The organism is Burkholderia torrens (genome assembly GCF_984668525.1).
Genome location: NZ_OZ480211.1, coordinates 1,472,076 through 1,484,288, shown reverse-complemented (window position 1 = coordinate 1,484,288; position 12,213 = coordinate 1,472,076). Strand labels below are relative to the sequence as shown.

At 69.4% G+C, this 12,213-nt stretch carries 10 protein-coding genes; 4 read left to right on the top strand and 6 right to left on the bottom strand.

The features are described from left to right. Positions 1–2: 2 nt before the first annotated feature. Positions 3–2,321: a cellulose biosynthesis cyclic di-GMP-binding regulatory protein BcsB gene (gene bcsB / locus AC5LXX_RS06875; RefSeq protein WP_493410917.1), complete on the bottom strand. Its 2,319-nt coding sequence runs from the start codon at positions 2,319–2,321 to the stop codon at positions 3–5. Between the two features lie 468 nt (positions 2,322–2,789). Between bcsB and AC5LXX_RS06870 the strand changes: the two genes are divergently transcribed. Continuing rightward, positions 2,790–3,812: a diguanylate cyclase domain-containing protein gene (locus tag AC5LXX_RS06870; protein ID WP_493410916.1), complete on the top strand. Its 1,023-nt coding sequence runs from the start codon at positions 2,790–2,792 to the stop codon at positions 3,810–3,812. A gap of 23 nt (positions 3,813–3,835) precedes the next feature. On the opposite strand, the gene AC5LXX_RS06865 is transcribed toward AC5LXX_RS06870, so the two are convergent. From AC5LXX_RS06865 to AC5LXX_RS06850, 4 genes are all read right to left on the bottom strand, one after another. Further along, positions 3,836–4,288 (bottom strand): hypothetical protein, encoded by a 453-nt coding sequence (locus AC5LXX_RS06865; protein ID WP_493410915.1) that lies wholly within the window; start codon positions 4,286–4,288, stop codon positions 3,836–3,838. Beyond that, the gene (locus AC5LXX_RS06860; RefSeq protein ID WP_493410914.1) at positions 4,288–5,661 is read right to left on the bottom strand and encodes a phosphatase PAP2 family protein; all 1,374 of its coding nucleotides are present in this window, start codon (positions 5,659–5,661) and stop codon (positions 4,288–4,290) included. The genes AC5LXX_RS06865 and AC5LXX_RS06860 overlap by 1 nt, the downstream gene beginning before the upstream one ends. Further along, positions 5,658–7,427 carry a bifunctional alpha/beta hydrolase/class I SAM-dependent methyltransferase gene (locus AC5LXX_RS06855; protein ID WP_493410913.1) on the bottom strand — a complete coding sequence of 590 codons (1,770 nt, stop codon included), beginning with the start codon at positions 7,425–7,427 and terminating at the stop codon, positions 5,658–5,660. The genes AC5LXX_RS06860 and AC5LXX_RS06855 overlap by 4 nt, the downstream gene beginning before the upstream one ends. Before the next feature lie 80 nt (positions 7,428–7,507). Further along, on the bottom strand, positions 7,508–8,113 hold the full coding sequence (locus AC5LXX_RS06850) for a CDP-alcohol phosphatidyltransferase family protein (RefSeq protein WP_493410912.1): 606 nt from the start codon (positions 8,111–8,113) through the stop codon (positions 7,508–7,510). 467 nt (positions 8,114–8,580) lie between these two features. Between AC5LXX_RS06850 and AC5LXX_RS06845 the strand changes: the two genes are divergently transcribed. Next, a complete protein-coding gene (locus tag AC5LXX_RS06845) occupies positions 8,581–9,213 on the top strand; it encodes a lysophospholipid acyltransferase family protein (RefSeq protein WP_493410911.1) in 633 nt (210 codons plus the stop codon). A 35-nt stretch (positions 9,214–9,248) separates the two neighbouring features. Continuing rightward, the gene (locus AC5LXX_RS06840; RefSeq protein ID WP_493410910.1) at positions 9,249–10,178 is read left to right on the top strand and encodes a phosphatidate cytidylyltransferase; all 930 of its coding nucleotides are present in this window, start codon (positions 9,249–9,251) and stop codon (positions 10,176–10,178) included. Between the two features lie 42 nt (positions 10,179–10,220). On the opposite strand, the gene AC5LXX_RS06835 is transcribed toward AC5LXX_RS06840, so the two are convergent. Then, a complete protein-coding gene (locus tag AC5LXX_RS06835; protein WP_493410909.1) occupies positions 10,221–11,045 on the bottom strand; it encodes a topoisomerase IV in 825 nt (274 codons plus the stop codon). A 255-nt stretch (positions 11,046–11,300) separates the two neighbouring features. On the opposite strand from AC5LXX_RS06835, the gene AC5LXX_RS06830 reads away from it, so the two are divergent. Further along, positions 11,301–12,098 carry a LuxR C-terminal-related transcriptional regulator gene (locus AC5LXX_RS06830; RefSeq protein WP_493410908.1) on the top strand — a complete coding sequence of 266 codons (798 nt, stop codon included), beginning with the start codon at positions 11,301–11,303 and terminating at the stop codon, positions 12,096–12,098. Positions 12,099–12,213 lie beyond the last annotated feature (115 nt).

Here is a 12,213-nt window from a genome sequence, read left to right as displayed (position 1 = left end):
CGTTACATCCCCCGTCGACGCGCGGCGATTCTCTGCAGCACGCTGAACACGCCGAGCGCCAGCAGCAGCCCCGCGACGACGCCGACCGCGCCGAGCGCGACCGGATGCCGCGCCGCCTCGGTCCACACACGCGCATACCACGGCACGAAGCCGACCACGTAAGGCTCGCCGACGCGCAGGCTGTCGACCTGCCCCGGCCGCACCACCGCGAGGTCGCCCTGCAGTTGCGACACGAGGCCCGGGTTCTCGAATACGTCGAGCAGATCGCCGAGGCGCGGCTGGTCGGTCGCCGTCAGCGCGACGACGCTGCGGCCGCGGCTGCCCGGCAGCTCGAACCCTGCGAGCGTCGCGAGCGGGCCCGTCTGTTCGATATGCGCGCCGCCGTCGGCGAGGCCGACGCCGTTGCGCCACCGTTCCTTCACCGTGAACGCGACGCGCGTGGCGCCGTCGCCGCCCGCGCCGCCCTGCTCGCCGAACGCGAGCGGCAGCGCCGAGCGCCAGTGCGCGAGCAGCGGCGACGCGGGCGAGCCGTCGATCACGAGCAGATCCTTGTGGCCCGACAGCGCGGCGACGTCGCCGGGCCGCGCGACCTGCACGCGCAGCGCCGGGAAGCCGGTCCATTCGCCCATGTGGCCGAGCATCGTCAGGTAGGCCTCGAGCTCCTGCGGCGACGGCCGGTCGGACAGCACGACGGCCGTCTGCGACAGGTCGGCGAAGCGCGTGAACGGGAAGCCGCTGTTCGCGAAGAACGCGAGGTTCGGCAATTGCGCGTAGTGGACGAAGTGCGAGAAGTCGATCGTCGAATCGGGATCGATCGCCGCGCGCTGCGGCTCGGTGGCCGTGCTCGAACACAGGCCCGTCTTCTGCGAATCGAGCGTGAAGCGGAATTGCAGCTGGTTGCCGCTGCCGACGCGGAACGCGGGAATGTCGACGTCGCTCGTCACGCGCCCTTCCGGCACCGACAGCAGCGGCAGCTGCATGCGGCCGTGCGCGTCCTCGGCCTGGGCCGGCCCGAGCCGGTACGACTTCACGAGCTGGTCGTTGATCTCGACCGCGAGCGTCGAATTGTCCTGCACGGTCGGCGCCGTGTAGCGGTAGCGCAGCGTGATCGGCACGCCCGCGCCGTTCCACGAATGCAGATCGGCCGGCACGCGCAGGTTCAGGCGGATCGCGTCGGGCGTCGTGCCGCGCACTTCGAGCTGGCGCGGATCGTTGACGAGCTCGCGGAACGTGATCGGCCGGTTCACCGGCAGCCAGCGCGGCGCGTCGTACGGCTTGCGCGGCGCGCCGAGATCGACGTGCGCGACCGTCGCCGCCGGCCCCGACAGCGCCGCGCGGCCGAGCACGAGCGTCGCGACCGCATCGTCGACCTCGGCCGCCGTGCGGCCCGTGACGACCAGCACCTTGCGTCCCGGCGCGGCCGGGTTGTCGGCCACCGCGAGCAGCGGGCCGTTGATCGACGGCAGCACGAGGCCGGCCGGCAGCGTCGCGGCCGTCCCGACCACCACGGCCTGGTCGTCGGCCGGCAGCCCGGACGATACCGGGAAGCGCGCATGCCGGTAGTCAGCCAGCGCGCCGAACCACGACGCGAGCACGCCCGCGCTGCGCAGCGTCGCCGAATCGGGCGCGGCCGGCAGCACGAACGGCAGCCGCACGCGGCCGTTGTCGCGCCGGTCGAAGAACGGCGCAGGCAGCAGCGCGAGATCGTTCGGCAGGCGCACCGGCGATTCGTCGAGGATCAGTTCGCTCGTCGGGCTCACGTCGGCCCACAGCGCCGAGTTCGTCGGATCTTCGCAATGATCGAGCGTGTAGTGCGCGATCAGGCGCAGGCCGATCTGATTGAAATCGGAGAAGTAACGCGGATCGATCGGGATCTCTTGCGTGACCGTGCGGCCCGCGCGCGCGGCGTCGAACGGGACGGTCGCGATCACCTCGCCGTTCACCGACACCTTCAGGTGCGACATCGGGAACACCAGCGACGGCGAATACGCATAGGTGAGGCGCAGCCGCGCGCCCGTCACCACGCGGTCGAGCCGCACGCCTGCGTTGATCGTGCGCGCGTCGTCGGCGCCGCGCAGGCGCAGCGGATCGAACGCGCCGAGCGACGCGAAAGGCAGACGCACGGTCGTCGCCGGCAGGCCGGCCGACGATGCGCTGGCCGCGCCCGGCGCAGCCGCGAGCACCGGCGCGGACGCGTCGGCGGGCCCGGCAGCCGACGCGGCGGCCGGCACGGCCGGCATCGGTGCGGCCGACAGCGCGGCCGTATGGAAAGCGCCAACCATGGCGACCGACAGGACGAGCAGCGACGCGGCCGGCTTCATGCGCCGCTCCGTTTCGTCTGATTGATCCGGTCATCAAGCACGTCGGAACCGACGCGCGCTAAGCAGCTATGCCCGTGAGTGCACATCCCCACTGCTTCCTCTCATATGGCGAACTGGCCTGATGCATTTATCGAAACGACGCGGCGCATTCGTGGATGGCCGTCGTCGTGCTGTGCGCGCCTGGCACGGGCGCACACCCATTCGTCACACTATCTCAAAAAAAGGGCAAAACTTGCGCGAATTCGTGACGGTGAAGCGAAAAAAACCTCGATCCAGTCGGAAATGCTGCACGAGCGGGACGAATGGTAAGAATTGCGCCGTTGTCGCCGGACGGGCCGAACGGCATACTGCCGGCGCTGTGCAGCCGGCCGCCGGACGGCCCGTTGGCTGGGACGCGCGGCCGCGAGGCGGCGCGTATGCTACCGCAATCCCGCGACACCGGATGCGCTTTCTTTCATGGAAACTGACTTGAATCAAATCGTCGACACCGCCACCCCGTCCTCCGACACGCTGCTGCGCATCATCGCCGTGCAGGCCGAGATCGCGAAGCTCGGCCTCGACCTAGGAAGTGTGATGACCTACGTGGCCGAGCAGGTGCCGCTGCTCACGGGCGCGAGCGCGGCCGCAGTGGAATTCGCCGAGGGCGACGACATGGTGTACCGCGCCGCGTCGGGCACCGCCGCCGGGATGCTCGGGCTGCGGCTGCGCCGTTCGGGCAGCCTGTCGGGCCTGTGCGTGCGGCAAGGCGAATTGCTGCACTGCGTCGATTCGGAAACCGACCCGCGCGTCGATCGCGACGCATGCCGCCGGGTCGGCCTGCGCTCGATGCTCGTGATGCCGCTCACGCATGCCGACACGACGGTCGGCGTGCTGAAGGTGATGTCGCCGGAAGTCGACGGCTTCTCGCCGGCCGACGCCGGCACGCTGCGGCTGACGGCCGAGCTGATCGCCGCCGCGATGTTCCACGCGGCGCGCAACGAGGCGAACGAGCTGTACCTGCGCGCCACCCATGACGCGCTCACGGGTTTGCCGAACCGCGCGCTGTTCTACGACCGCCTGCGCCAGTCGATGCACACGGCGCTGCGCGCGAACGGCCGGCTCGGCATTCTCAACATCGACATGGACGGGCTGAAGCCGATCAACGACGGGTTCGGCCACCGCGCGGGCGACGCCGCGCTGCGCGAGATCGCCACGCGGATGCAGGGTGCGGTGCGGCGCTCGGATACGGTCGCGCGCGTCGGCGGCGACGAATTCGCGGTGATCCTGCCGAACATCGGCACCCGCGACGACGCGCACGTACAAAGCACGCGGCTCGCGCGGCAGGTCGGCGAACCGTTCGAGTTCGAGGGGCACGCGCTGCGGCTGGGCGTCAGCGTCGGGATCGCCATGTTGCCGGAAGACGGCACCGACATGACCGCGCTGATCGAGCATGCCGATCAGGCGATGTACGAGGCCAAGCGAACGCGGTCGCAGCGCACGGCGTTCGCATAACGCCGGACGCGTCACGTGCGACGCTAGCCGATTTGCGGCACCGCGATCGCGAGCCCGACCACGAGCCACTGCACGATCGCGACCAGCACGCCGGCCCGGCACAGCCCGACCGCGCCGCGTACGCGTGCATCGAGCGCGCGGCCGGCCTTGGCCGCATCGATCCAGCCGAGATCGGCGAGTGCGCGGTCGAGCGCCGCGAGCCCGTCGTCGACCGACGCATCGCCGGCCGTCGCCCGCGCGAGCGCCGCGAACAGCCGGCGATCGATCTCGATGCGCACCGCGTACCACAGCGCCGCAATCCCCGACCCCGTGCTGACGACGGCGAGCAGCACACGGCCGACCGTCGCCGGCGCCCAACCTGCGGCGATCCACCAGCCCGCGCCGGCCGCGGCCAGTGCGGCCGCGATCGCCCACGCGCCCGCATCGAGCGCGCCGCGCGCGGCGGCAATCCGGAACGGCGCCGATGGATCGCCCATCACGCCCCTCCTGCGTGGCGACGATCGATCCAGTGCTGCAGCACGGCGACGCCTTCGTCCGACCACACCGCGTGCGGCCGCACCGCGCGCACCGCGGCCAGCGCGTCGCGCGCGTCCCCCAGCCCGCGTCGGGCCGCGAGCCACGCGGCCGCGCACAGCACGCTGCGCCCGTAGCCGAGCGCGCAACAGACCAGCACGTCGCGCCCTTCCCCGTGCAGGCGCTCGAGCGCCGCGACGGCCTGCGCAAGCTGTGCCGCCGTCGGCGCGACGAGGTCGAGCTGCGGCACGGCCGCATACGCGAGCGATCCATCGGCCGCCGCCCAGCGCGGCATCTCGGCGGTCAGGTCGACCAGCGCGGTGAAGCCGTGGCGACGCACGTCGCGCGTCGTCGGCGTGCGGCCGATCGACACGCGCTCGTCGATCCGCACCGGCGCCGGCTGGCGGAACGTCCACAGCCGCGAATTGACGAACGCGCCGGCGATCGTCGGCGCGAGCAGCCAGCGGATGAATACCGGAAGACGCCCGTGCTCATCCTTCTGGAAAGCGCCGGGCGCGCCGCGCCGATAGGCCCACGCGACACAGGCGAGCGCCAGCGCGACCCACCCGGCCGCCAGCGCCCAGCCCGGTGCGCGCGGCACGCACCACAGTGCCGCCAACGCCACCAGCGCCGCGCCGATCGCATAACGCCGTGCGAGCGCGCGCCCGGCCGCGTTCGGCGACGCATCGGCGCCCGGCAGCCGGCCCGCCGCATCGCGCAGCGGGAACAGGAACAGCGCGAGACAGCCGACGGCCGCGCCGGTCGGCACGTCGATCGCGTGATGCTGGTAGGTCGTCAGCACCGACACACCGATCGCCGCGAACCACAGATGCAGCACGGCGCGCGCGAACGTGCCGCGCAGGTGCTGCGCATAGACGGCCCACAGCACGACGAGCAGCCCGATGTGCAGCGACGGCGCCTGGTTGAACGGCTTGTCGAAGCCCATCAGCAGCGTGAACAGCGCGCCGGCCACGCCGCCCGCGTCGGGCCGCTCGAACCCGAAGCGCAGCGGCCACGCGATGAAGCATGCGACCGACACCAGCTGCACGGTCAGCAGCCGCTTCACGTGATCGAGCAGATCGGCGCGGCGCGTCCAGAAGAAGAACGACAGCGCATACAGCAGGTCGATCGACCAGTACGGCACGATCGTCCACGGCACGAACGGGATCGCATGCTCCCAGCCGAACGCAAACGTCGGCACCGCCGCGCGGCGCGCCGCGAGCCAGTTCGCAAAGCCGTACGTCGAGAAGAACACCGCGCCCATCACCGCGAGCCAGCCGAAGCGCAGCGCGAACGATGCGTCGCGCGCGCCCGCGCCGCCGCCGAGCGCGCTCATGACGCGTCGACCCGCTGCGCGAGGCTGACCGTGAAGATGCCCATTTCGTCGATCCGCTGGTCGAGCTTGCGGAAGCCCGCACGCGCGACGAGTTCGTCCATCTCGGCCTGCGAGCGGCGGCGCATCACCCAGGTCGCTTCGCCGCGATGATTGTTCAGCGCGCGTGCGATGAATTCGAGCTGCGGATGCCACGGCTGCCCCGTATAGACGAGATAGCCGCCGGGCGGCACGGCCTGCGCGAGCCCGCGCAGCGAGCGTTCGATCAGCGCGTTCTCGCCGAACAGCTCGTACAGGCCCGACACGATCGCGAGCGTCGGACGCGGCTCGAGCGTCGCGAGCGACGTCTCGTCGAAGGCGTCGCCGCGCTCGAAGCGCGCGATCGGCTCGAGGCCGCGCTGGGCGATCAGCACGCGCCCCGCCTCGACGTTCGGCGGGCTGTAGTCGCGCAGCGTGATGTCGTCGGGTGCCGCGCCGTCGCGCTCGGCGGCCGACGCGATCGCGTCGAGCACGTAGCGCCCGTGGCCGGCCGCGATGTCGACGATCCGCACCGGCGAGCCGTGGTTGCGCAGGCGGCCGATCGCCGCGCCGATCAGTTCCTGCAGATGCACCTTGCGCTGGCGGATGCCGACCCAGCCCGGCGAATCGAGGTACGTGCGGTCGATCAGCGCGCCGACGCCGAGCCGCCCCTGCGCACGGTTCCGGTACACATAGTCGAGCGTCGAGCCCGAATCGAAGCCGAGCCGCAGCCCGAGCGCGATGCCGTCCGATAGTGCGCCGCCGGCTTTCAGGCCGGCGCGCGTGAGCGCCCAGTACGCCCGCGCGAACACGTTCGCGGGCGGCCGGCCGAGCGCCGCGTATTCGTCATGGAATGCGCCGCGCCGGTCGGCGTCGGCGAGCGACACGCGCGGGCTCGGTGCATCGAACTCGCGCAGCACGAACGCGCGCAGCGGCGCGAGCGCCTGCGCGCGATCACGTTCGCCGAGCGTGTCGTGATAGAAGCCCGGCAGCACGATGCGCTCCTTGCGCGCCGAGCCGAGCCGTTCGAAGAAGCGGTCCTGCGGGCCGCGATGCACGACCCAGTCGGCGCCCGAGATCAGCAGCAGCGTCGGCACGGTGATCGCGGCCGCGTCGGCGACGATCCGCTGCGCGGTGTCGTGCAGGTCGAGCAGCATGTTGACCGCGATCGGCCGCGTGATCAGCGGGTCGGATGCGTAGCTCGCGATCCGTTCGGGATCGTGCGTGAGGAATTTCGGCTTCACGTAGCTGTTCACGTAGAACAGCCCGCGCAGCTTGTGCATCAGCCGCAGCCCCGGCCGCGCGAACGGCACGTAGAGCTTGATGTGGAATGCCGGCGACGCGACGACGAGCGCGCGGATCGGCGGCGCGTAGTCGTGCGCCCAGGTGGCCGCGAGCACCGCGCCGACGCTCTGGCCGACCACGGCCATGTCCTCGATCGCGATGCCGTGCGTGTCGCGGATATGTTCGACGAAGGTCTGCAGGTCGCGCACCGACGCGGCCGCGCTCGGGCTGTAGCCGCGTGCGCCGGGCGAACGGCCGTGGCCGCGCGCGTCCCATGCGAAGAAGGCGAAATCGGGCAGGTCGAGCTCGTCGACGAGGTGTGCGACGCGCGCCGAGTGTTCGTGGCCGCGATGCAGCAGCACGATGGCGCCGCGGCAATGCGGGCCCGTCGCGGGCCAGTGGCGATAGAACAGCGTTTCGCCGTCGTGCGTGATGAAGTCGGCCTCACGTGCCGTGCGTGCGCTCATGCGTTTTCTCTCGTTTCGTTATTGGAATCTTGGTGCGCCGCCCTCCGGCGCCCGGTACTGCAACTACGCTGACTGCCTTTTCAACCGCCCTTTTCCGCGATGCCGGCCTGCACGCGCCGCACCACGGTCACGATCGACAGCACGATCAGCAGCCGCCACAGCCATGCGGCGACGCTGCCGACCGGGAACCCGAGGCCGATCCACAGCGCGAACGCGCCGAGGGCCAGCGCCCTGTCGCTCTTGCCGAACGGGCCGTCGTAGCGGCGGCTCACGCCGACCAGCGGGCCGATCAGTCCCGCGCATTCGACGATCACCGCCGTCAGCGCAAACAGCCAGACGTCCGCCGGAGCGAACGCGGGAATCGCGAGAAACGGCAGCACCAGCGCGATATCGGATACGACGTCGCCGAGTTCGTTCAGGTACGCGCCGAGCGTGCTCTTCTGGTTGTGTTCGCGTGCGAGCATCCCGTCGATCGCGTTGAGCGCCATCCGCGCGAACAGCCACAGCGGAATCAGCAGGAACAGCGCGCGGGCGAACACGCCGAGGCCGGCGAGCGCGCCGACGACGATCGAGCCGCCGGCCGCGAACAGCGTGACCTGGTTGGCCGTGACGCCGCGTTCGGCGAGCGAATTCGCGAACGGGCGCAGACGGTTCTGGAATTTGGGTTTGAGTGCGTAGAGGCTCATCGTTTCGTATTCGTATTATTCGCGCGGCACAGTCGGATGCGTTTCCCGCCGCCATGCCCCGGGCGGCGAAACGGCCTTGGTCGACCTGGATTGAACGGCCCTCATCGTCGCCGAGCGGCCTCGATGCGTCAAGCACGCCCCCGGCTCGCACGCGTGGCGCCAATCTGGCGTTTTTGACGGAAACTCGCGATAATCCGCTGGCCCGATCGCGGCGAGATCCATTCGAACTGCAGACGGGCACTCGTGCAACAGCCGATTATCACGCCGCCGACCGGCGCATTCGCCGCGACGCAACAGCGTGTGACGGCGAATCGTCCGATTATCGCGGACCTGCGACAGGCAGCCACGAATTTGAAAAAATTTAAACAAGAGCCGTCCGGCGCGCATCCTGCCGCGCCGGCATTCCGGGGTTCCGCCCGCCGCGCGTGCGCAGCGGGCCGCGCATGCAGGCAGGAGGCGCCGCGCCGATGAACATTCTCAATGTCTGGCAGCGCGACTTCCTGCTGTCCATCGTGCGGCTCGTCGCCGGCGCGTATCCAGTCTGGCATCAGGCGCCGCCGTCCCCGACGCAGAAGATCTATTTCTCGAACCACACGAGCCATATCGACACGCTCGCGATCCTCGCCGCACTGCCGCGCAACGTGCGCGCGGTCGTGCGGCCGGTCGCGGCGCGCGACTACTGGGACAGCAGCGACCTGAAGCGCCACATCGCGCAGAAGCTGCTGAACGTCGTGCTGATCGACCGTCATCGCGAATCGGGCGGCGACCCGCTCGACCCCGTACGCGACGCGCTGCGGCAAGGTCACTCGATCATCATCTTCCCGGAAGGCACGCGCGGCGCCGACGTGCTGCCGCAGCCGTTCAAGAGCGGGCTGTTCCATCTCGCGACCGAGTTTCCTGACGTCGCGCTCGCGCCCGTCTACCTCGAGAACCTGCAGCGCATCATGCCCAAGGGCGCGATCTGGCCCGTGCCGCTGATCTGCAAGGTGCATTTCGGCGCGAACGACGCACTCGGCGCCCAGGAAGACAAGCCGACGTTCCTCGCCCGCATGCGCGACGCGGTCGTCGCGCTCGCGCCGCCGCAGCGGCCCGCCGGCTGAACGCGGCCCCCCTTCTCCCTTTCCGGATTTCAACCATGCGAACAATCTTCTGGGAACTGGTCGCGGGCGTCACGGGCGTGCTCGTCGTCGCGACCGTGATCGGCGCGATCCTCGGCGCGCGCAACGGCGGCCAGAGTGCGACCATCGTCAACCTGAACCAGCGCATCCGCGCATGGTGGGCGATGATTGCGATCATGGCCATCGCGATCGGCCTCGGCAACAACGTCACGTATCTCGTGTTCGCGCTGCTGTCGTACCTGACGCTGCGCGAATTCATCACGCTCACGCCGACCACCGCGAGCGACCATACGACGCTGTTCATCGCGTTCTTCATCGCGATCCCCGTGCAGTACCTGCTGCTCGGGATCAACTGGTACGGGATGTATTCGATCTTCGTGCCCGTGCACCTGTTCTTCGCGATGTCGCTCGTCTCCGCGCTCACGCAGGACACGCGCGACTTCCTGAGCCGCAACGCGAAGATCAACTGGGCGCTGATGGTGTGCGTGTACGGCCTGAGCCATGCGCCGGCCGTGCTGATCCTCGACATTCCGCGCTACGCGGGACAGAACGCGCTGCTGCTGTTCTTCTTCCTGTTCGTCGTGCAGATCAGCGACGTGCTGCAGTATGTGGTCGGCAAGCTGTTCGGGAAGCGCAAGATCGCACCGCAATTGTCGCCGTCGAAGACGATCGAGGGGTTCATCGGCGGCGGTCTGCTGGCCACGCTGTGCGGCGCGTCGCTGTATCGCGTGACGCCATTCAGCTTCTGGTCGGCGTTCGGCATCTCGCTCGCGATCGTGATCGCTGGCTTCGTCGGCGGCCTCGTGCTGTCGGCCGTCAAGCGCTCGCTCGGCACGAAGGACTGGGGCTCGATGATCGCGGGCCACGGCGGGATGCTCGACCGCGTCGACTCCATCTGCTTCGCCGCGCCGGTGTTCTTCCACCTCGTACGCTATCTGTACGTGTGATGCGCGGGCGGCGCGACGCCGCCCGTTCCTGCGCGCGAAGGATCAGTACCCTTCGCGCAATGCCTTCGGCACGACGTAGCGGCCGCGCGCCGCGTCGAACTTCACCGTATGGCGCGCGTGGATGTCCTTGTTGCCGCGCGTGCCCGTCTCCGTGACCGTCAGCGGATAGACGTCGCCGGCGCCGGTCAGGTCCGGCGCGATCTCGAAGCGACGTTCCTCGCAGCGTGCCCGCGCATGCGCACATTCGTTTGATTCGGCATTGTCGAGCGCCTCGTCGATGCGTGCCGCCGCCTGCACCAGCGCATTGCCGTACGGCAGCCAGATCGACCGGAAGGTTTGCGTATAGCCTTGCCGCGAGTCGCTTTCGCCGATGACGAAGCCGAACACGTGCGGCCCGAGCTGCTCGATACGCACCGTGCCCGGCTCGCCGCGCTGACCCGACGCGATCTCCGTCTTCTTCACGACCGGCTCGAGCGCCTTGCCGTCGGCCGTCGGTTTCAGCACGTACAGGTCGATCGTGCCGGGCGTCGCGTCCGAATCCATACCCGGCATCCCGTTCTGCACCGCCGCCTCGGTCTCGCCGCACATCGCGAGCAGCGTGCGTGGGCCGTCCGCGGTCGCGACGCGCAGCGAACCGCAAGGCGCGTAGATGAAATCGTCTCCGTCTGCCTGCCAGCCCTTGCGGTCGGCACGCCAGTTGCCGTACGTGTCGTGGACGAAGGTCTTCAACGGAGGGTCAAGCTGGACCGGCTCGGCCGCATGAACAGGCGACAGCGCGGAGAGCGCCGTGAGTACCGCGAGTGCGCCCAGTGCAGCGAGCGAAGCCGCGAGCGGCTTGAGACGTGAGTTCCGGTGCGGGACGGTCATGACGAGGTTCGTTCTGGTCGGGAAGAAACGTTGCGAAGGGTTGCAAGTGTGCACGATCACGGTTGCCGTGGCGCGATACCTGTGTCGTGCACCGGTGCGACGCACGGCCTCGCCATTCGCGCCGACCGGCGTTACGATCTCGTTCTTCATCCAGGATCCGTTCGATGTGTGCGGGAAGCTGCCCTCGAGCCCGTAGCGTACACGCACGACGCGCCACCGCACGCGCACATCGGCCGGCCCGACACGGACAAACGCATGAACCTGACCTTGCAGGACGTCGCCTGGCACCGCTCGGTCGGGCGGCTCATCGAGTCGCTCGACCAGCCGCGCTTCTGGCTGTCGCTGATCCGGCTGATCGAGGAATACGTCGCGATCGACAGCTGGGTCGCACTGATGTTCGACGACGCCCGCCCGCAGGTATTCGCCGAATGCGCGTACGAAGGCGATGGCCCCGATCCGCTGTTCCGCGACTACCTGCAGGGCCTGTACCTGCTGGACCCGTTCTACATCGCGAACCGCGACGCGCCGGCGAGCGGCCTGTTCCGGCTGTCCGACGTCGCGCCCGAATGCTTTCGCGACACCGAGTACTACACGCGCTATTTCACGCACAACGTGGTCGAAGACGAAGTGCAGTTCAACGTCGTGCTCGACGATGCGCGCACGCTGTGCCTGTCGCTCGGCAGCAAGCGGCGTTTCAGCCCCGAGCAGGTCGCGTTGCTCGATCTCGTCCGTCCGTGGGTCGCCGCGCTGATGCGCCAGCGCCTCGCATACGAGCACGCGCCTGCCGAATCCGCACGGCGGCGCGTGGGCGGCACCGGCACACAGGACAGCTTCGAGCACGCAATGGCACGGCTCGGCACGCCGCTTACCGCGCGCGAGCTCGACGTGATCCGGCTGATCCTGAGCGGACGCTCGAACAAGGAAGTCGCGAACAAGCTGCAAATCTCGGCCGAAACGGTCAAGGTGCACCGGCGCAACATCTACGCGAAGCTCGCGATCAATTCGCAGTCTGAACTGTTTTCGCTGTTCCTGAAGGCGCAGACCGGCACGTGACGATCGGCGGCCTGCCACAAGATCAATACCCCCGACGGGTTAACGCGTCGGCGGGATGGCCAACGGTATGGTTCGGCGCATACTGGGACCTCGCTCCAACCGCTCAGCCGCCTGT